Origin of the sequence: Thiothrix eikelboomii (genome assembly GCF_900167255.1) — a bacterium.
Classification (GTDB): Bacteria; Pseudomonadota; Gammaproteobacteria; order Thiotrichales; family Thiotrichaceae; genus Thiolinea; species Thiolinea eikelboomii.
This window is the reverse complement of record NZ_FUYB01000022.1, coordinates 53,243-72,755: the sequence shown is the minus strand read 5'-3', so window position 1 is coordinate 72,755 and position 19,513 is coordinate 53,243. Positions and strand designations below refer to the sequence as shown.

Annotated in this window: 19 protein-coding genes; all 19 read left to right on the top strand. The window is 45.5% G+C overall.

Going from position 1 to position 19,513, the window contains the following annotated elements; genetic code table 11:
• The first annotated feature begins 354 nt into the window (after positions 1-354).
• The 19 genes from metH to B5D50_RS16945 all read left to right on the top strand — a co-directional run bounded on the left by metH (position 355) and on the right by B5D50_RS16945 (position 19,504).
• Positions 355-4,194, top strand: a complete 3,840-nt coding sequence (gene metH, locus B5D50_RS17035) for a methionine synthase (protein WP_078923858.1) — start codon at positions 355-357, stop codon at positions 4,192-4,194.
• Between the two features lie 71 nt (positions 4,195-4,265).
• Positions 4,266-4,541 carry an AbrB/MazE/SpoVT family DNA-binding domain-containing protein gene (locus B5D50_RS17030; RefSeq protein ID WP_078923857.1) on the top strand — a complete coding sequence of 92 codons (276 nt, stop codon included), beginning with the start codon at positions 4,266-4,268 and terminating at the stop codon, positions 4,539-4,541.
• A complete protein-coding gene (locus tag B5D50_RS17025) occupies positions 4,538-4,930 on the top strand; it encodes a type II toxin-antitoxin system VapC family toxin (protein WP_078923856.1) in 393 nt (130 codons plus the stop codon). The genes B5D50_RS17030 and B5D50_RS17025 overlap by 4 nt, the downstream gene beginning before the upstream one ends.
• Positions 4,931-5,032: 102 nt before the next feature.
• On the top strand, positions 5,033-5,503 hold the full coding sequence (locus tag B5D50_RS17020) for an SEC14 family lipid-binding protein (protein ID WP_078923855.1): 471 nt from the start codon (positions 5,033-5,035) through the stop codon (positions 5,501-5,503).
• Between the two features lie 121 nt (positions 5,504-5,624).
• On the top strand, positions 5,625-7,328 hold the full coding sequence (locus tag B5D50_RS17015; RefSeq protein WP_234975916.1) for a molecular chaperone HscC: 1,704 nt from the start codon (positions 5,625-5,627) through the stop codon (positions 7,326-7,328).
• A 2-nt stretch (positions 7,329-7,330) separates the two neighbouring features.
• A complete protein-coding gene (locus B5D50_RS17010) occupies positions 7,331-8,485 on the top strand; it encodes an RDD family protein (protein WP_078923854.1) in 1,155 nt (384 codons plus the stop codon).
• Between the two features lie 96 nt (positions 8,486-8,581).
• Entirely contained in the window at positions 8,582-9,292 is a 711-nt protein-coding gene (locus B5D50_RS17005) for a class I SAM-dependent methyltransferase (protein WP_078923853.1), read from the top strand.
• 105 nt (positions 9,293-9,397) lie between these two features.
• Positions 9,398-10,276, top strand: coding sequence for a glucose-1-phosphate thymidylyltransferase RfbA (gene rfbA / locus B5D50_RS17000; RefSeq protein WP_078923852.1), 879 nt, complete (start codon positions 9,398-9,400; stop codon positions 10,274-10,276).
• Positions 10,273-10,821 (top strand): dTDP-4-dehydrorhamnose 3,5-epimerase, encoded by a 549-nt coding sequence (rfbC, locus tag B5D50_RS16995; protein WP_078923851.1) that lies wholly within the window; start codon positions 10,273-10,275, stop codon positions 10,819-10,821. The genes rfbA and rfbC overlap by 4 nt, the downstream gene beginning before the upstream one ends.
• Positions 10,818-11,708, top strand: coding sequence for a dTDP-4-dehydrorhamnose reductase (gene rfbD / locus B5D50_RS16990; protein ID WP_078923850.1), 891 nt, complete (start codon positions 10,818-10,820; stop codon positions 11,706-11,708). Before rfbC ends, rfbD begins: the two co-directional genes overlap by 4 nt.
• Before the next feature lie 2 nt (positions 11,709-11,710).
• Positions 11,711-12,784 (top strand): dTDP-glucose 4,6-dehydratase, encoded by a 1,074-nt coding sequence (gene rfbB / locus B5D50_RS16985; RefSeq protein WP_200807125.1) that lies wholly within the window; start codon positions 11,711-11,713, stop codon positions 12,782-12,784.
• Positions 12,784-13,737 (top strand): class I SAM-dependent methyltransferase, encoded by a 954-nt coding sequence (locus B5D50_RS16980; protein WP_078923848.1) that lies wholly within the window; start codon positions 12,784-12,786, stop codon positions 13,735-13,737. The genes rfbB and B5D50_RS16980 overlap by 1 nt, the downstream gene beginning before the upstream one ends.
• The gene (locus B5D50_RS16975) at positions 13,734-14,189 is read left to right on the top strand and encodes a glycosyltransferase family protein (RefSeq protein WP_078923847.1); all 456 of its coding nucleotides are present in this window, start codon (positions 13,734-13,736) and stop codon (positions 14,187-14,189) included. Before B5D50_RS16980 ends, B5D50_RS16975 begins: the two co-directional genes overlap by 4 nt.
• Positions 14,186-14,659, top strand: a complete 474-nt coding sequence (locus tag B5D50_RS16970; RefSeq protein ID WP_078923846.1) for a glycosyltransferase — start codon at positions 14,186-14,188, stop codon at positions 14,657-14,659. The genes B5D50_RS16975 and B5D50_RS16970 overlap by 4 nt, the downstream gene beginning before the upstream one ends.
• A gap of 3 nt (positions 14,660-14,662) precedes the next feature.
• Complete coding sequence (locus B5D50_RS16965) at positions 14,663-15,937, top strand: oligosaccharide flippase family protein (protein WP_078923845.1); 1,275 nt, start codon at positions 14,663-14,665, stop codon at positions 15,935-15,937.
• A gap of 69 nt (positions 15,938-16,006) precedes the next feature.
• Positions 16,007-17,230: an O-antigen ligase family protein gene (locus B5D50_RS16960; protein ID WP_078923863.1), complete on the top strand. Its 1,224-nt coding sequence runs from the start codon at positions 16,007-16,009 to the stop codon at positions 17,228-17,230.
• Entirely contained in the window at positions 17,227-17,757 is a 531-nt protein-coding gene (locus B5D50_RS16955; protein WP_078923844.1) for an acyltransferase, read from the top strand. Before B5D50_RS16960 ends, B5D50_RS16955 begins: the two co-directional genes overlap by 4 nt.
• Complete coding sequence (locus B5D50_RS16950; protein ID WP_078923843.1) at positions 17,741-18,661, top strand: glycosyltransferase family 2 protein; 921 nt, start codon at positions 17,741-17,743, stop codon at positions 18,659-18,661. Before B5D50_RS16955 ends, B5D50_RS16950 begins: the two co-directional genes overlap by 17 nt.
• Positions 18,662-18,664: 3 nt before the next feature.
• The gene (locus B5D50_RS16945; RefSeq protein ID WP_078923842.1) at positions 18,665-19,504 is read left to right on the top strand and encodes a glycosyltransferase; all 840 of its coding nucleotides are present in this window, start codon (positions 18,665-18,667) and stop codon (positions 19,502-19,504) included.
• Positions 19,505-19,513 lie beyond the last annotated feature (9 nt).

The following is a 19,513-nucleotide window of genomic DNA, read 5'->3' as shown; positions in this document are numbered from 1 at the left end:
CTCTTTAGAGTTTGAACGTTTCCCTGTTTGAGAAGAGTATCGTCTTGAAATCAATAAAAAGGTGATAGAATTTTTTTATTGATTTGCTGATTGAATACCCTAAAGGGTGGTTGAAAAAGCCTGTTGGTTTTTCAAAACGCCAAAACAGATAGGCACCAATTTTCGCATGGCAGCGATCATCGCGGCACGCTGATGCTTCTTGTTATCTAACAATTGGCGGTAAGATATGAGGGGAACTCTAAAAACTCGCCAATCAAACATCATTTTTTTCAACTTTTCCTTGAAAAACTTGAAATAGCTTTAAGCTCCGAATCTAGCGACAATAGCCCCTTTTCGCTAAAAACTGCCTAGCTCATGAACCGAACTGCACAACTTAAAGCCGCTCTCACCCAACGTATTCTCATCCTTGATGGGGCGATGGGAACGATGATTCAGCGCTATCAATTACAAGAAAATGATTATCGTGGCACACGGTTTAAAGATTGGCCTCAGGATGTGAAAGGCAATAATGATTTGCTGGTGCTAACCAAGCCCTCTGTGATTCGCGAAATTCACGCCGAGTATCTAGCAGCGGGGGCAGATATTTTAGAAACCAATACCTTCAATGCGACTCGTGTGTCGATGCATGATTATCAGATGCAGGATTTCGCCTATGAAATCAATCTCACAGCCGCCAAGTTAGCGCGGGCAGTAGCAGATGAATACAGCACAGCAGACAAACCACGGTTTGTTGCGGGTGTTTTAGGCCCTACCTCCCGAACCTGTAGTATTTCGCCCGATGTGAATGACCCCGGCTTCCGTAATATTAGCTTTGATGAATTGGTCACGAACTATCAAGAATCAACTCGCGGCTTAATCGCGGGCGGGGCGGATATTATTCTGATTGAAACCATCTTCGATACTTTGAATGCGAAAGCGGCTGTATTTGCAGTCAAGCAGGTGTTTGAGGCAGAGGGTATTGAACTGCCGATCATGATTTCTGGCACGATTACCGATGAATCAGGCCGTACCCTCACCGGACAAACTACGGAAGCCTTCTATAACTCGCTAGCCCATGCTGATGCAATTTCCTTTGGCTTAAACTGTGCACTGGGTCCTGACAAATTGCGCCAATATGTGGAAGAAATGGCGCGGGTTTCGGCGACTTATGTATCGGCACATCCGAATGCGGGCTTGCCGAATGAAATGGGCGAGTACGATATGACTCCCGCTGAAATGGCAGCACTCATTCAGGAATGGGCAGAAAAAGGCTTGGTGAATATTGTGGGCGGCTGCTGCGGCTCTTCACCTGCACATATTAAAGCCATTGCTGCAGCGGTCAACAACCTTGCACCCCGCCAATTACCCGCCATTCAAGCCGAATTACGCTTATCGGGTTTAGAACCCTTTAATGTCGGCAAACAGAGCCTATTTGTGAATGTCGGTGAACGTACCAATGTCACGGGTTCAGCTAAATTCAAGCGTCTGATTAAAGACGGGCAATCCTCCGCAGCCTTACAAGTCGCACTCGAGCAAGTCGAAGGTGGCGCTCAAGTGATTGACGTGAATATGGATGAAGGCTTATTGGATGCAGAAAAGGAAATGACCCGCTTCCTGCATTTGATTGCCTCCGAACCGGATATTGCGCGTGTTCCGGTGATGGTTGACTCATCTAAATGGGAGGTGATTGAAGCGGGTCTAAAATGTATTCAGGGCAAAGGCATCGTTAACTCAATCTCGATGAAGGAAGGCGAAGCTAAATTTATTGAGCAAGCTAAATTAGTGCGGCGCTATGGTGCGGCAGTGATTGTGATGGCTTTTGACGAACACGGTCAGGCGGATACTAAACAACGCAAAATCGAGATTTGTGCGCGGGCTTATAAAATTCTGACTGAGCAAGTCGGTTTCCCAGCGCAAGATATTATCTTTGATCCAAATATTTTCGCCATCGCCACGGGGATTGAGGAACACAACAATTACGCCGTGGATTTCATTGAAGCCACCCGCTGGATTCGCCAAAACTTGCCATCTGCCCATGTGTCAGGCGGTGTCTCGAATGTTTCCTTCTCCTTCCGGGGCAATAATCCAGTGCGTGAGGCCATTCACAGTGTCTTCTTGTATCACGCGATTCAAGCAGGGATGGATATGGGCATCGTCAATGCCTCACAAATGGAAGTGTATGACGACATCCCCACCGAACTACGCACTGCAGTCGAGGATGTGATCCTAAATCGTGATGTGGGCGCAACCGAACGGTTACTAGACCTTGCCCCCAAATACCAAAGCGATGGCAAAACCGAAAATAAAAAAGAAGATTTGGAATGGCGCTCCTGGCCGGTGGAAAAACGTTTGGAGCATGCCTTAGTCAAAGGGATTGATGCCTTCGTTGATGAAGATACCGAAGCGGCTCGTGTCAAACTCGGCAAGCCCTTATTAGTCATCGAAGGCCCACTCATGGACGGGATGAATGTGGTCGGTGACTTATTCGGCGCGGGCAAAATGTTCCTGCCGCAAGTAGTCAAATCGGCACGAGTGATGAAAAAAGCCGTTGCTTATCTCGACCCCTTCATGGCTGCGGAAAAGCAAGGTACAGCACTGCAAGCCAACGGCAAAATTTTGATGGCAACGGTGAAAGGCGATGTGCATGACATTGGCAAGAATATTGTTGGTGTGGTGCTGCAATGTAATAACTACGAAGTCATCGACTTAGGCGTAATGGTATCGAGCGAGAAAATCCTGCAAGTCGCACGCGAGCAAAACGTCGATATTATTGGCTTGTCTGGTTTGATTACCCCCTCACTCGATGAAATGGTTCATGTCGCCAAAGAAATGCAGCGTCAAGGCTTTACTATTCCGCTGTTGATTGGTGGGGCGACGACTTCCAAAATTCATACTGCCGTAAAAATCGAGCCACAATATCAAAACGATATGGTGGTCTATGTACCGGATGCTTCACGGGCAGTCGGGGTTGCCAGCGCTTTATTATCCAAAGAGCAAAAGCCAGATTATCTAGCACAGTTACGCACTGAATATCAGCAAGTGCGTGTCAAACGTGCCGCCAATCAAAGCGAACGGAAGCTCATTTCGATGGCCGCTGCGCGTGCGAATGCGTTTAAAGGGGATTGGACAAATTATGTCCCACCTAAGCCGAAGTTATTGGCAGCGGCAAACCTCACGCCTCATTCCTCCGTTCCTACAGGCGGAGCAGCGCAAGGGTATTGCTGTATTGCGCACCAACTACAAGCTGAGCGTCATGCCCAGAAAGCCGTACCAATCATTCCTGATCAGGCTGAGTTAATTCACAGCGGTGCGGGTATGATTCTGAGCTTTGCTGATTATCCGCTAGCTGAGCTGGTCGAGCGTATTGATTGGACACCCTTTTTCCGTAGCTGGGAATTAGCAGGGCGCTATCCTGAGATTCTCCAAGATGCAGTGGTCGGTACGGAAGCCACCAAACTATTCGCTGATGCCCAAGCCATGTTGCAAAAAATCGTGGCCGAAAAATGGATTCAAGCCAAAGCAGTGCTTGGTTTCTTCCCAGCTAATAGCAGCGGTGATGATATTGTGCTGTTTAGTGATGAAACTCGCCAAACGGTACACACCACTTTGCACAATCTACGCATGCAGATGGATAGAAATGGGCAACAACCCAATTACAGCCTTGCAGATTTTGTTGCACCTAAAGACTCTGGCAAAGCAGATTGGGTCGGCAGCTTTGCAGTCAGTACGGGTTTTGGCATTGAGCAGCACTTGGCAGATTTTCGTGCCAACTACGATGATTACAGCGCGATTATGACCGAAGCTTTGGTAGATCGACTGGCAGAAGCTTTGGCTGAGCGGATTCACGAGCGGGTGCGCAAAGAGTTCTGGGGTTATGTACCGACGGAAGCTTTGGATAACGACGCGATGATCGCCGAAGCCTATCAAGGTATCCGCCCTGCTCCCGGCTATCCCGCTTGCCCTGATCACACCGAAAAAGGCAAGCTCTGGCAATTGCTGGACGTGGAAAAACACACGGGTATGAAAATCACCGAGTCCTTTGCGATGTATCCCGCCGCCTCGGTATCGGGTTGGTATTTCAGCCATCCTGAGTCGCGTTATTTCGGGATTGGGCGGGTAGGACGTGATCAGGTCGAGGATTATGCTAAGCGTAAGGGCATGAGTTTAGCCGAGACGGAGAAATGGCTGAGTCCGGTGTTGGGGTATGATGTTTAAGCAGTGTGTCTTGACAGATGAAAAGATCTCCAACACAATCGTCTTACCTTCGCCTTACTTTAAATCTAGCTATGCAATCGCTCCAAACTACCCGCCTTTCTAGTAAAGGCCAAATCATCATCCCTAAAGCCATACGCTCTTTGCACGGCTGGGAAAATGGTCAAGAATTCATTGTTGAAGAAACCGAACAAGGTATTTTGCTGCGACCGTATAAGCCTGCAAGCTTACCTAAAACTACTTTAGCGCAAGTGGCAGGTTGCTTGAAAAATCGTTATCAAGGTAAAGCAAAAACTATTGAGGAAATGGACGCTGCGATTGCACAAGGCATTCGGGATAGCGGGCAATGATTGCCGTTGATACCAATATTTTGGTGCGCTTATTAGTGCAAGATGATCCCATACAAGCCAACAAAGCTGAGCAGTTGTTCGCTAACCATCCAGTGTTTATAGCGGATACGGTCATTCTCGAAACCGAATGGGTATTACGCCATGCTTATAAATTAGCGGCAGCGGATAGACACTCTGGTTTAAACGCACTGCTTGGCTTGGACACCGTATTCGTTCGCGATCAGCGAGCCATCCAACAAGCTTTAGACTGGTTTCAAAACGGCATGAATTTTGCGGACGCTTGGCATTTAGCTTTAAGCCAACATTGCGAACAATTCGCTAGTTTCGATCAGAAACTCATAAAAAAAGCTTACGATCTAAGCCAAGGCTTGGTGTTTAAACCGAGTTAACTGGATCTAGAATTTTTGTAAATCCAAAACAACTCTAGCAAACTAAACCAATCGTCTAACCTATAGTCCAATTGATTGACAATCAGCGAGGATAACCGATTGATGATCCGTATGCACACCAGCGCCTTAGCTTTTAGTTTAGTTTTATTAGCCAGCCCGAGTTCAGCCGATAATTTGATCGGCAAGACCATTCCACCCTATCCAAGCGGTTGGCAAGAAGAAGGTGGAGCTTGCCTTTTGAATTGCAATTACAGCCTTGGCGTTCTCATCAAGGCACAACAGCGTTTATTGTATTTAGGCAAAAATTTACCTCAATCGACCGCCAGTGACCCGCGTTGGCAGGTATTGGATACCATGCCCTACCCTGAACCCCCTGAAGGCTATGAACTGGTATATTCAGCCTGTGAACATCAAGGTACACCTGACCCTAGCCTGATTGCGCTAGTGAAAATAGCCGATAACGAATGGTTAGACCAAGTACGTTTTGCCTATAAAGCGAATATTAACAAAGGCAGGTTTGAAACTATTTCTACTCAAGGAGTGCGTTGTCAGAATATAGGTTGGGGCTTATAAGTCCCCAGACGCTCTAATCCTTCGGTGACTGCAGTTTCTTAAATAACTCAACCAATCGGCTTACTCTAGTTTCGCAAAACTGGCCGTTGTACGATTAGTCTACAAGCCAAACCAGAGCGAAATGATGAAAATTATAGGAATTGATTTAGGCACAACCAATAGCGCAGTAGCGATTTGGCAAAATGGCCAAGTCGAACTGATTCCCAATCGGCTGAACGAATACCTGACACCCTCTGTCGTCCATCTCAGTCAAGAGGGTAAAGTTCTAGTCGGTAGAGCGGCTCAGGAACGGTTACTAACTCACCCTCACTCGACTGCTGCGGTATTTAAGCGTTATATGGGTACCGATCGCAAATTAACACTCGCGAAAAAAACCTATTCTGCACCGGAATTATCAGCCTTCGTACTCAAAAGTTTAAAAGAAGATGCTGAAAATTATCTAGGCGAACCCGTCACTGAGGCCGTGATTAGCGTACCTGCTTATTTCAATAATACCCAACGCAAAGCGACAATTTTGGCGGGTGAATTAGCGGGTTTAACCGTGGAGCGCTTAATCAATGAGCCAACAGCGGCGGCTATTGCTTATGGTCTGCATGAAAAACCTGAACATACACAATTTATCGTCGTGGATTTAGGTGGTGGTACTTTTGACGTGTCGATTATGGAGTATTTCGAAGGCGTACTCGAAGTGCATGCCTCAGCCGGTGATAATTTCTTAGGTGGGGAAGACTTCACTGAACTATTAGTGAATCAATTTATCAACCGCTTAGGCACATCTAAAAATCAACTCAAGCCTAACGAATTACAATTAGTGCAGGCACAAATGGAACAAGTCAAGCGCCGGCTTAATCAAGCTGATGTCGTTCAGGTTGAGCCTTTTTTGCAAGCACAAAAACAAACGATCAGTTTATCTAAAGATGAATTCCTAAAACTCAGCGAACCACTGTGGCAACGTTTACAGCGCCCGATTGAAACCGCTTTGCGCGATGCAAAATTAAAGCCTTCTGATTTAGATGAAGTGATTTTAGTCGGCGGAGCCACCCGGATGCATTATTTTCGCTCGCTGATTGCCAAAATGTTTCGGCGAATGCCCGCTGCCAATCTCGATCCCGATTTAGTGGTGGCGATGGGGGCAGCGATTCAAGCAGGTTTAAAAGCGCGGGATGCTGCCCTAGAGGATTGGGTGCTTACCGATGTTTGCCCCTATTCGCTCGGTGTAGGCACACATAATGAAAATGATCATTTGGGAACGCAAGGTAATTTATTCAGCCCGATTATTGAACGCAATACTGTGATTCCTTGTAGCCGGATTAGCGCTTATTACACCATCAGTGATTATCAAACCCAGATGCTTTTGGAGTTTTTTCAAGGCGAACACCGCTTAGTTAAAAACAATATTAGCCTAGGTAAACTCGAATTGCGTTTACCTAAAGCCCGTAAAGGAGAGGAAGGCGTCACTGTGCGCTTAAGCTATGATATTAATGGCGTACTCGAAGTTGATGTTGAAGTGATTTCCACGGGTGAAAAGCACTACAAAATGATTCTGAACTCACCCAGTCAAGTGAGCGCCCAAGAGATTGCTGCCAGCCAAGCCAAGCTGAGTGCTTTAAAATTTCATCCTCGTGATCAAGAGTTGAATATGACCTTACTGGTGCGTGCTGAACGCTTATATGAAGGCCGCTTAGGCCAGGAGCGTGAAGAAATTCTCCAAGCCTTACGTTGGTTCGAAGCCGTCCTCGAACAACAAAACGTCAGTGAAATAGCAGAGGCACAAACTCGCTTCACGGAGTTCCTCGATCAAATCGAACATGATCGGTTGTTTTAAAGATGTGGTGGGAGATTTTAGAGTTAAGCGCTGACGCGGATCAAAAAGCGATTAAGCAAGCCTATGCACGCAAGCTTAAAAAAACCCGCCCTGAGGATGATCCAGAAGGTTTTCAAACCCTTCATCAGGCTTATAAGCAAGCCTTGGATTGGTCTGCCCATCAAGATTTATCTGCTGACTATGCCGAGGATGAAGGCTGGGAAGAACATGAGCTATGGGAAGAAGAATACCTACAACTTGAAACCACCTCAAAAAATGCCCCAGAAAATGCAGCTCCACCTCAGTTGGTTATCGTAGCCACCCTAGCGCCAAGCTTGATCACTAGCCAGCTAGCCCCCCCCGAGCCGCCGCCCTTACTGCCCGCTTCAAGGCTTGAGGATCAGGAAGATCCCTCATTGGCAGCTGATTGGCAACAGTTTCAACAGCAGCTCTCCATCAATATTCACAGTGAGACTGCTAGAAAAAATCCTAAAGACTGGTTATTTCTTGAACAACTGCCCTCATTCATAGATTTAGAGTTTCGTGCACGCTTGAGTTACGAGTTATTTGGCTGTATTTCAGAGTCCAACCTCAAAGCTGCTGAGCAAAAAACGCTATTTATCAAGCCACCCGTGTTGCAGTATCTCAACCAATTATTTACTTGGGATCAGCAGTGGCGCTATTTCACAGCAGAATTTGGCGAGCAACAAGCCGATGCTATTTTGTTGCATCTTGAAGCCAATCAGCCCACTACCTCCCCTGCTCGTGTGCAACCTGCAGGTCTACATTATTATGCCCGTATCATGGCTTTTATTATTGATCTAGCAGTCGTTTTTATACTTAGTTTCATGATTAATGTTGTTTTAGAAAAAATTCGGGGGGTCACTAATTCAGAGCCTGCCTTTTCGTTAGGACTCTTGATTTGGCTCATTGCCTACCCAGCTGTAGAAGCCAGCTCATGGCAAGCTAGCCTTGGTAAAAAACTTATGAAACTGAAAGTAGTGAATAAACAAGGCCAGCCCCTGAGCCTGCATCATGCTTATCTACGACATTTGGTAACCAGTGCTTGTATCCTAGGTTTTAAATGGGTGGTTTTGATCAATATACTGCTTGCTTACAAGCGTAATATGCTCTTACAAGATTGGCTGACCCAATCTTATGTGGTGAAAAAAATATAACCTTTAGTTTTTAAGCAGCGCTAATTGCATTCTGCTAGTGGCTAACCGCTGAGTCCTTTATAATGCGCAGGTTTTCAGTAAACCTATTGTTCTATCATGCAAATTGCCGACCCATCTGTGACCCAAACTGCCAGTGAACTCGAGCTGATTCGTCAGCACTTGAACCTGACAGGAGCGACTGTTTTAGAATTAGGTTGTGGCAAAGCCCAACTAACTCGAGCCATCGCCGAGTCCTTCGCAGTGAACACAATCATTGCAACCGAAGTTGATCATCTGCAACACGCTGCGAATCTGGCAAGTGAACATCCCGCTTGTATTGAATTCCGTGCAGGCGGAGCACAAGCCATTGATTTGCCAGATCAGAGTGTTGATGTGGTATTTATGTTCAAATCGCTCCATCATGTGCCTCTTGAACTGATGCCACAAGTTTTCCAAGAAATCGCCAGAGTCTTGAAAACGCAAGGCTCATTATGGATTTCTGAACCTATTTATGCCGGTGCATTTAATGAGGTTTTGCGTTTATTTCATGATGAGCAGCAAGTACGTGCAGCCGCTTTTCAGCACACCCAACAAGCAGTCGAGACTGGCTTACTGCAACTGAACCAGCAAATTTTTTTCAATGCAGCGACCCATTTCGCGGATTTTGCTGAATTTGAACAGCGGATTATTGGTGTAACCCATACCCAGCATCTACTCAGCCCTGAACTTTATGCGCAAGTGAAGGCAGCTTTTAATCAACATCTAGGGGCAGATGGTGCATATTTTTCTAATCCACAACGCGTCGATTACTTGCAAAAAGCGGCTTAAGTCAAAATACCGCCCTTAAGCAACCACTCGACAGATAGAATTAATGCATGACAACACAAATCATCTACAATTTGGCTTTATTGAAATAAATTAATGAAAAAATCCATGAGCATACAACGCAAGGGCATTATTTTAGCAGGTGGTAGTGGCACACGCTTGTATCCCTTGACTCAGGCAGTCAGTAAACAACTCATGCCTATCTATGATAAACCAATGATTTATTATCCACTGACCGTCCTGATGCTATCAGGGATTCGGGATATATTAATCATCACTACCCCCCAAGACTCGAGTCAATTCCAAGCGCTATTAGGGGATGGTGCACAATGGGGCTTGAATCTGCAATACGCGATTCAGCCTAAACCAGAAGGCTTGGCACAGGCCTTTTTAATTGGTGCTGAATTCTTGGGTAATGCCCCGTGTACCTTGATCCTAGGTGATAATATTTATTACGGTGAGGGTCTATCTCATCGTTTACAAGCCGCGCATGATCAAACCCAAGGTGCGACGGTATTTGCCTATTATGTCCGTGACCCAGAGCGCTATGGAGTGGTCGATTTTGATGCCAACGGCAAAGCTCTAAGTATTGAAGAAAAGCCGCTCAAACCGCGTTCTAATTATGCAGTCACTGGCCTCTATTTTTATGATAATCAAGTGGTTGATGTCGCCAAAGCCGTTAAACCCTCTGAGCGTGGCGAATTAGAAATTACCACGGTTAATCAACTGTATTTAGAAAAAGAGCAACTCCAAGTAGAAATTCTTAAGCGCGGTACAGCTTGGCTAGATACAGGTACCCATGCCTCTTTATTGGATGCCTCTAATTACATTCGGGTGATTGAGGAGCGCCAAGGTTTAAAAATTGCTTGCCCTGAGGAAGTCGCTTGGCGGATGCGCTATATCACCACCGAGCAGCTGTTACGTTTAGCTGAACCTTTAAAGAAAAGTGGTTATGGGCATTATCTAATTGGAGTAGCGCACGCATGAAAATTATCCCAACCTCGATACCTGAGGTTCTGATTATCGAACCCCGCGTATTTGGTGATGAGCGCGGCTTCTTTATGGAAACTTGGAATCAGCAAACCTTTGCTCAAGCTGGCTTAGATTTCAACTTTGTCCAAGATAATCATAGTCGCTCACGCCAAGGTATTCTGCGTGGGCTGCATTATCAAATTCAAAAACCCCAAGGCAAATTAGTCCGTGTGACTCAAGGCCGTGTTTATGATGTGGCTGTGGATTTACGACGCTCTTCACCGACCTTTGGTCAGTGGACAGGGGTCGAACTTTCTGCAGAAAATTATCGCCTATTTTGGGTACCACCGGGGTTTGCTCATGGCTTTTATGTGCTCAGTGAGTCAGCTGATTTCCAATATAAATGTACTCATTTATATTCCCCTGAATATGAGCGTTGCCTACGCTGGGATGATCCTGCCTTGAATATTCCTTGGCCTTTAGTGAAGGGTGAACCACCACAATTATCCGCCAAAGATGCTATCGGCGCGGAGCTAACAGCGGCAGAGGTATTTGCATGAGCTTTAAAAGGGTCTTAATTACCGGTGCTAACGGGCAGCTAGGTTATGAGTTACAACGGAGTTATCCACTCGGTACAGAACTCATTGCCACTGATCATGACAGTTTAGATATCACCGATCCTGCGCAAATTAAAACCGCCTTAGCACACTATCAACCGGATTTAGTTATTAATGCCGCTGCCTACACAGCTGTAGATAAAGCTGAAAATGATCAAGCTAATGCACAGCGCTTAAATGGTGATGCGGCGGGTTTTTTAGCTCAAAGTATTGCCGCCTGCAATCCTGCGATCAAATTAATCCATATCTCAACAGATTTTGTCTTTGATGGTAGACAATCTTTGCCGTATACACCGGATGCGGCTACCGCCCCTTTAGGGGTCTATGGAGCGACTAAACTGAGTGGTGAGCAGCAAGTTCAGCAGCATTTACCCAAGGCGCTGATTATTCGTACTTCATGGCTCTATTCAACACATGGGCATAATTTCGTCAAAAGTATGTTGCGTTTTATGCAAGAAAGAGAGCAATTAGGTGTGGTCTATGATCAAGTCGGCACACCGACTTGGGGACGAACCTTAGCACAAACCATTTGGACTTTAGCAGCAAAAGATGCCAGTGGCCTGCTGCATTGTTCTGACAACGGCGTAGCAAGTTGGTATGATTTCGCACGAGCGATCCAAGAAGAAGGCTATCGCTTAGGTTTATTAACCCGACGTATTCCAATTCATCCGATTCGCAGCAGTGCCTACCCTACCCCAGCACAGCGGCCCGCTTTCAGTGTGATGGATAAAAGCTTGACTGAAGACTACTTGGGCTACCGTTTACCTTATTGGCGTGACAGCTTGCAAACCATGCTGGCAGAACTGAATCAACCTACCAATAACTCATGATTATGACTTATCAACCAAAAAATCTGCTAGTGACCGGCGGCGCGGGCTTTATTGGCACAAACTTTGTGCACTATTGGCTGCAAACTTACCCAGATACCCACCTTATCGTTTTGGACGCACTGACTTATGCGGGGCGCTATAGCAATTTAGCCAGCTTAGAAGGGCAAACGAACTTTCGCTTTGTCAAGGGCGATATTTTAGATCAAGCACTGGTTGAAACCCTATTACGCGATGGCAAAATTGAAACTATCGTCCATTTCGCGGCTGAGTCGCATGTTGACCGCTCAATTTATGGACCAGATGCTTTCTTACGCACCAATATTGATGGCACACACAGCTTATTGAAAGCAGCGAAAAAAGTCTGGTTAGACGAAAATCCCGGCTTTGAACATCGCTTTCATCATGTATCGACCGATGAGGTGTATGGCACTTTATCGGCGACTGATCCGGCTTTTACCGAAACCACGCCCTATGCACCCAATTCGCCGTATGCGGCTAGTAAAGCGGCCTCGGATCATATTGTGCGTGCTTATCAGCATACTTATGGCCTAAACACCACCACCAGTAATTGCTCGAATAACTATGGACCTTATCAGTACCCAGAAAAGCTGATTCCCTTAGCTATTTCCAATTTACTGCAGGGTAAGCCAGTCCCCATTTATGGGGATGGCCAGCAGATTCGTGATTGGCTGTATGTTGATGATCACAATCGTGGGATTGATTTGATCATTCGTACCGGTCGAGTGGGTGAGACTTATAATATTGGTGGGAATAATGAGCAAACCAATTTGAGTTTGATTCATACGTTGTGTGCTTTATTGGATGAGCGCTTTCCTGAGTCACCGCAAGTCCCCCATCAACAATTCATTACTTATGTCACCGACCGCCCCGGACATGATCGGCGCTATGCCATTGATAATCGCAAAATTTGCCATGAGCTTGGCTATTATCCGGCTGAAACCTTTCAATCCGGTCTAGCCAAAACCTTGGATTGGTATTTAAACCATCCCCATTTTTGGCAGGCCGATGAAATTCAATTATTCGGTAGTCATGCAACGGCTAAGGAGCAAGCTTAATGCAGTGTCGAATTTGCGGCAGCGAAGGCGAACATAGCGTTTATACAGCTAAAGAAATGATGCTCGGCCTGCGGGATGAGCATCGCTATTTCCAATGTGGGGCTTGTGGCTGCTTACAAATTGAGTTGATCCCTGAAAATTTAGCCGCTTATTATCCAAGCAATTATTATTCCTACTCTAGCCCTCATACCACTCATAAGCTTAAGCAAGAACTACTCAAGCGGCGCGATTATTATGCAGTGACAGGCAAATCACTGCTCGGTCATGTCCTAAGCTTAGCTGCACCGAATCAGAAATTGAGTAGCCTACGCCCTCTCGAGCTGAAACAAGATGCACGGATTTTGGATGTCGGTTGTGGTGCGGGCCTGTTGTTAAACTCACTGAAGGAAGCGGGTTTCACACAATTATTAGGGATCGACCCCTTTAATGCAGCCAGCATTCATTATCCCAATGGCCTGACCATTGAAAAGCGCGATATTTTTAGTGAGACCGGGGAATGGGATGTCATTATGTTCCATCACTCTTTTGAGCATTTGGTCGAACAACAGCCAACTCTAAAGCAAGCTCATCAACTACTGGCTAAGCAGGGCACGGTATTATTGCGAGTACCGACAGTCTCTTCGTATGCCTGGCAACATTATGGAGTGAACTGGTCGCAGCTGGATGCACCTCGTCATTTATTCCTGCATTCGGTCGATAGCATCAAAAAACTGGCTGAACAAACAGGGTTTACGGTCAGCCAGATTCAATACGATTCGAATGCTTTTCAGTTTTGGGGCAGTGAACAATATGAGCAAGATATAGCCCTTCGTTCTGAGCAATCTTGGGCAGAAAATCCAGCAAACTCATCCTTCACAGCAGCACAAATTAAGCAGTTTGAGCACCGTGCTCGTGAATTAAATGCCTTGAATAAAGGCGATCAAGCGGCCTTTTATTTACGCAAAGCCTCATGAGCACTCAGCATAAAGTATTTGCCATCTCCTCACCGGGGGGGCATTGGATTCAGCTCACCCGCTTATGTGCGGGTTTAGAAGCCCAGCATCAGATTGTTTATGCTTTGCCCGATAAGCTCTTCAAGCCTAAAGGCCAGCAAAAAATCTACTCGATTGTGGATGTGAGTGCAGATGATAAATGGAAGTTAATTCCTTGTGCTTTGCAAGTAGGCTACATTCTCTTGAAAGAACGCCCTCAAGTGATTTTATCCACTGGAGCCGCACCGGGAGTCGTCGCCATTCTGCTCGGTAAACTGTTCCGCATCCGTACCATTTGGGTCGATAGCATAGCCAATGTGCAAAAAATTTCGCGCTCGGGTGAATTGGTCAAAACTAAAGCTGACGTGTTCTTAACTCAATGGGAACATCTTAGTGACCAGCAACAAATCTTGTTTAAAGGTTCGGTTTTATGATTTTTGTTGCCGTAGGTACGCAATTCCCCTTTGATCGGCTGATTCGTTGTGTAGACGAGTGGGCCGCCGCACAAGGTATTGAAGTGCTTGCACAAATTGCCACGGGTGGCTATTTACCCAAGCATGCGCGTTATGAACGCTTTATGACCACCGAGGCTTTTAATACGGCCTTACAACAAGCTAGCTTAATTATTTCGCATGCAGGGATGGGGAATATTATTACCGCTATCGAAAGCAGCAAACCGATTATCGTCATGAATCGTCAATATGAATTGGGCGAACATCGGAATAATCATCAAGCAGATGGTTTAGAGTGGATGGCCAAACTACCCGGCGTGTATACCGCCAAGACCTGTGAGGACTTACGTATCCTATTAGACCAGCACGACAACCTATCTGCAGGTAGCCAATTGGGCCATGAGCGGCGGCAGCGTTTAATTAATTTCATTGATCAAGCCATTCGAGCCTAAACCATGAAGCTCAATAACCCCTCCTTATTGTGGCAAACAGGGTTTTCGATTATCGCCCGTTTTGCGGGAGTGGGTTTGAACTTTGCAGTCGCGATTATCATTACGCGCAGTTTGCCAATGAATGAAGCAGGCATGTTGTTCATGCTGATGACTTTAGTGACGGGGATTGCGCTCTTTAGTCGGGTTGGTGTCGAGCAATGGCTGGTGCGTGAAGTTGCTGGCTTAGCAGAAGCCGGTTTAGCCCAAGCACAATTACGTCATCTCGAGAGCGCTTTTCGCTTACTCATTTTGACCACTTTGGCCTTTATGCTGATTTGGCTAGTGATTAGCCCAGTCATCCAACGTAGTTTATTTGATGGCGACATTCAGCTCAGCCTGTTATGGATAGCGGCTTTAGGAATCCTATTTTTTAATTTAGTGATGACTAACTCTGCTTTTATGAAAGCAGCTCATCATATCTCGGAATCTTTACTGATTCAAAATGCCCTGCCTGCGATTTGCATGATGTTAGTCATGCTCGTGTTTTGGCCTTGGTTTCCAGTCAATCAAAACTATTTGTGGATTTATACCCTATCCCTAGGCTTAGCAGGTGTCTTATCTTTTTATTGGCTAAGAGCTTGGTTACCTGCATTCACAAACCGCCAGGCCCCTTTTCCACGTCAACAGGTCTTCCAAGGCTCAATTCCACTAGCCCCAGTCTCTTTCTTTGCCTTTCTGATGCTGTGGGCCGATACCTTAATGACCGGTTGGTTATTAAGCAATGAAGATGTAGCACTGTTCACGGTGGCAGCTCGCTTATCGTTTGTCAGTGGCTTCTTTTTAGGTGCTTTAGATGCGACTATTTATCCTCGCCTGTTACGCCTGCATAAGCAAAACCCGGAAAGAGTCCGTAAATTTTTCTGGCAAGCCACATTATTAGTCGTAGCGGTCTTAACCGTAGTCACGGTACTGATTGCTGCGGTGGGCAAGCCGGTTTTAGCAGTATTTAATGAGGGCTATGTACAAGCTAGCACCACTTTAATCATCTTATTATTAGGGCAGCTAGTCCGAGGTTTGGCGATTACCTTCTCGTTTATGTTCATTATTCGTGAGCAAGTGCGCTATCTTAATAGCCTCTTACTATTTGCCTTGCTCGCCAATCTACTCGCGAATGGGTTGCTGATTCCGCAATATGGAATTGAAGGGGCGGCAATGGCAACTTTAGCTGCTAACTTACTCTTAACGGGTGGAGTTATCGTATTTTTCTTCAAAAACCGCCTGTTAAGTGGTTATGCTTAGACCATTATGCTAAGAATTCTTGCCATCCTTTTTGTGATCTCCATTTTTATTCCAGTCGAATTCTTTGTCATGGCTGGTACCGTTCGGATAGAAACTTATCGGGTCATTCTCGCCTTGACTTTGATCTATGCCTTTTTTAATTTTCGCACCCTCCTCAAACGGGCAGATCTCACCGACCTGTTGTTGCTAGGGTTGATTGTGATTGCCTTTGCAAGCTTCTGGTACAACCATAGTTTACAAAAAGCCATCGAGTCGACTGGACTTTATTCTTTAGAAACTTTAGGTGCTTTTTATTTAGCCAAACTTTTTATCACCACTCCAGATCGCTTCTACAAAATCAATCAAGCCTTTATTTGGATCTTAGTAGCATTGACGCTTCCTGCCATTTATGAGGCTTTATCCCATCATCGAATCTTGCATGAATGGGCTGAGCGTCTCACTGGACATCTCTCCATTGATTATCGTCTTTATACCAGCGATTATCTTCGTGGCAATATTATGCGCACCACCAGCGTATTCGCTCATCCCATCTTATATGGAACTTTAACGGCACTTTTCTTTCCCTTTGCGATTCTATTATTCTGGCGGCAGCAAAAATTTAGACAATTTGTGGCCATCTTAGGCTTGAGCCTTTCTATGCTGACCACCTTGTCTTCGGCGCCGCTACTGTCATTAATTTTCCAAGGCTTCACTGTCTTACTGGTTAAATTTTGGCATACTGCACGCCGTTTCTGGGTAGCCTTATTTTTCAGCGGCTTAGCGGGAGCGATGCTGATTCAAGCTTTGTCCAATCGAGGCTTTTTTGGAATTCTCATCTCCTATCTCACGTTTAATCCCAATACAGGCTATTTCCGTATGTTGCAATGGGAATACAGCATGGATGATATTTTAGATCATCCCATTTTGGGGATTGCGCACAATGATTGGACGCGCCCGTATTGGAAAGATTGGATGGGCGATAGTATTGACAGTTTCTGGCTACTTGTTACCCTACAACATGGGATATTCGCATTTATCTTGCTACTAACGGCTTGTTTGTACGCGATTTTTAGCGTGCTAAATCAAGTTCATCGCCAGCATGAAACGGTAAAATGGATGGTCACTGCTTGGATACTTTCATTCATGTCCTTAATTCTTATAGGATTCACGGTTGACTACTTTGACAAATTGCAGCCAATGTTTTTCTTTACACTAGGCGCTATGTCTTGGGCGAAATACTATCTAATGCCAGAAGCATCCATCACGAATACGGCGGCCTTAGCCACGCGGAAACAGGGGAAACCAACAACATGAAGCCACGCTTTGTCAGTCAAAAAGTATTCATGTGGATACTTCATTTCCGTCACAGCTTGCTTTATGCCTATAACTGGTATTTGCGTTCTTTCTATGGCATGAAGCTAGACCCGAGTGTGCGTATTTCTCTAAAAGCACGGATGGACAAAACCAATCCGAGTGGCTTAGAAATTGGCGCAGAAACGATGGTGACTTTTGATAGCATTATTCTCTCCCATGATTATGCCACTGAGCGTCATGCCGGGGCTTATCAGCAAATGACAAAAATCGGTAAGCGCTGCTTTATCGGTTGTGGTTCGATCATTATGCCGGGGATTACCATTGGCGATGAATGCATTATCGCAGCCGGTAGTGTTGTTACCAAAAATATTCCCGCTGGCTCTATTGTCGCGGGTAATCCAGCGAGTGTGATTCGTAGTGGTATTCATACCAAACCGTATGGTCGTCTGATCAATAATCCAGTCTCCACGCCTGAACCGACTAATTCAACTTTGCCTAACACTGCTTTGAATGAAACCCTTAGTTAGTATTATTCTCGTCTCGTATAACACTGCTGAGCATAGCCTTCGTGCTCTGAACTCTGTTCAAGAACAGACCCAAGTGGCTTATGAAATTATCGTGGTAGATAATCATTCGACGGATCACTCGGTTGAACTGATTCGCAACAGTTTCCCTAGCATTCAATTGATTGAAAGTAATGAGAATTTAGGTTTTGCAGGTGGAGTCTGCCTAGGCGTAGCACAGGCTCAAGGCACTTATCTCCTATTACTTAACCCAGATACCTTGGTATTAGATGGTGCTATTGATCAATTACTGCACTTTGCTGAGCAATACCCGCATCATGGTATTTGGGGAGGTGTCACCCTCAACAATGATCTGAGCTTAAATACGCAACATGCTTGGTCAAAACCAGATTTTTCTTCATTGCTCTTTAGTGCCTTGGGCTTAAGCAAACTGTTCAGCTCAAGTTGCCTATTCAACCACGCGAATTACGGCTGTTGGCAACGTGACACCGTTAAAGAAGTGGATATCCTATCCGGCTGCTTTTTTCTAATTACCCGCAAAGTTTGGGATCAGTTAGGTGGTCTAGATCCAACATTTTTCATGTATGCCGAAGAAGCTGATCTCTGTTTACGTGCTAAAGCTCAAGGTTATCAACCGATTGTTACCCCGACCGCTCGTATTATTCATCATGGTGGAGTCAGTCACTCCCGCTTTTCGGGAAAACAAATTAAATTATTAACCGGTAAGGTAGAGTTGATTAATCGGCATATGAGTGCTTGGAAGCAGCCTATTTATAAATCTTTATTATGGCTTTATGTATTTAATAAATATTTACTGCATCGCCTCTTCAAGCCTAAATCTGAGCAAACACAGGAATGGCAAACGGTTTATCAAGCACGTTCTAATTGGTTAAAAGGATATTCATAAGCCATGCCTAGCATTATTGTTCCGGCTCATAATGAAGCAACCGTGATTCGGGCTTGTTTAGATAGTTTACTGAAGCAAGCAGGCGTTGATCGCATTATTGTTGCTTGTAATGGTTGCACCGATAACACCGCAGCCATCGTCCAACAAGAATATCCACAAGTTATCTGCCTTGATCTCCCCACTCCCTCTAAAGTTAATGCCCTTAATGAGGCTGAAAAGCAGGTCGTGGCTTGGCCGGTGTTTTATATTGATGCAGACACTAAGCTATCTGCAGGTGCAGTCCAAACCATTACGGAAGTAATGTCTCAAGGTTCGCTATTATTAGCCGCACCAGAACCCGTGATTGATACTTCGCGCTCGTCATGGCTGGTGCAGCAATATTATAAAGTTTGGCTCAGCCTGCCCTATATTCGTGAAGGTGTAGTCGCTACCTGTAGCTTTGTTCTCTCTGCTACCGGTCGGCAACGTTTTACTCAGTTTCCTCAGGTTATCAATGATGATGGCTTTGTCCGTTGCCAGTTTGCTGCCCATGAACGTGGCAATGTATCGGGTACTCAAGTCTTTATTCAAGCCCCACATAACCTGAAATCTTTGATTAAAATTAAAACCAGAGCACGTTTAGGGAATCTGCAATTAGCCGCAGCAAACTTGTGTACCCAAGCTCAAGAAAAACCTTATTCGCACATTATGCGTACTCGATTATTTAGCAAAGACTTTCTAGCAGTTGGCATTTATCTCCTGATCGCTAGCCTGATTCGCCTCAGAGCGAAGCAGCAATTCAAGCATTTAGCTAACTATCGTTGGGAGACTGATCATAGCTCTCGACAAACCTCATCCCACTAGATGCTAACG

Bases quoted from the DNA above. Each gene is read 5' to 3' on its own strand.
- rfbA (WP_078923852.1), top strand. From the start codon at position 9,398: ATGAGCATACAACGCAAGGGCATTATTTTAGCAGGTGGTAGTGGCACA.
- B5D50_RS16950 (WP_078923843.1), top strand. From the start codon at position 17,741: ATGAAACCCTTAGTTAGTATTATTCTCGTCTCGTATAACACTGCTGAG.
- B5D50_RS16945 (WP_078923842.1), top strand. From the start codon at position 18,665: ATGCCTAGCATTATTGTTCCGGCTCATAATGAAGCAACCGTGATTCGG.
- rfbD (WP_078923850.1), top strand. From the start codon at position 10,818: ATGAGCTTTAAAAGGGTCTTAATTACCGGTGCTAACGGGCAGCTAGGT.
- B5D50_RS17025 (WP_078923856.1), top strand. From the start codon at position 4,538: ATGATTGCCGTTGATACCAATATTTTGGTGCGCTTATTAGTGCAAGAT.
- B5D50_RS17020 (WP_078923855.1), top strand. From the start codon at position 5,033: ATGATCCGTATGCACACCAGCGCCTTAGCTTTTAGTTTAGTTTTATTA.
- B5D50_RS17005 (WP_078923853.1), top strand. From the start codon at position 8,582: ATGCAAATTGCCGACCCATCTGTGACCCAAACTGCCAGTGAACTCGAG.
- B5D50_RS17015 (WP_234975916.1), top strand. From the start codon at position 5,625: ATGATGAAAATTATAGGAATTGATTTAGGCACAACCAATAGCGCAGTA.
- B5D50_RS16980 (WP_078923848.1), top strand. From the start codon at position 12,784: ATGCAGTGTCGAATTTGCGGCAGCGAAGGCGAACATAGCGTTTATACA.
- B5D50_RS16960 (WP_078923863.1), top strand. From the start codon at position 16,007: ATGGCTGGTACCGTTCGGATAGAAACTTATCGGGTCATTCTCGCCTTG.
- B5D50_RS16975 (WP_078923847.1), top strand. From the start codon at position 13,734: ATGAGCACTCAGCATAAAGTATTTGCCATCTCCTCACCGGGGGGGCAT.
- B5D50_RS17010 (WP_078923854.1), top strand. From the start codon at position 7,331: ATGTGGTGGGAGATTTTAGAGTTAAGCGCTGACGCGGATCAAAAAGCG.
- rfbC (WP_078923851.1), top strand. From the start codon at position 10,273: ATGAAAATTATCCCAACCTCGATACCTGAGGTTCTGATTATCGAACCC.
- rfbB (WP_200807125.1), top strand. From the start codon at position 11,711: ATGACTTATCAACCAAAAAATCTGCTAGTGACCGGCGGCGCGGGCTTT.
- metH (WP_078923858.1), top strand. From the start codon at position 355: ATGAACCGAACTGCACAACTTAAAGCCGCTCTCACCCAACGTATTCTC.
- B5D50_RS16970 (WP_078923846.1), top strand. From the start codon at position 14,186: ATGATTTTTGTTGCCGTAGGTACGCAATTCCCCTTTGATCGGCTGATT.
- B5D50_RS16965 (WP_078923845.1), top strand. From the start codon at position 14,663: ATGAAGCTCAATAACCCCTCCTTATTGTGGCAAACAGGGTTTTCGATT.
- B5D50_RS16955 (WP_078923844.1), top strand. From the start codon at position 17,227: ATGAAGCCACGCTTTGTCAGTCAAAAAGTATTCATGTGGATACTTCAT.
- B5D50_RS17030 (WP_078923857.1), top strand. From the start codon at position 4,266: ATGCAATCGCTCCAAACTACCCGCCTTTCTAGTAAAGGCCAAATCATC.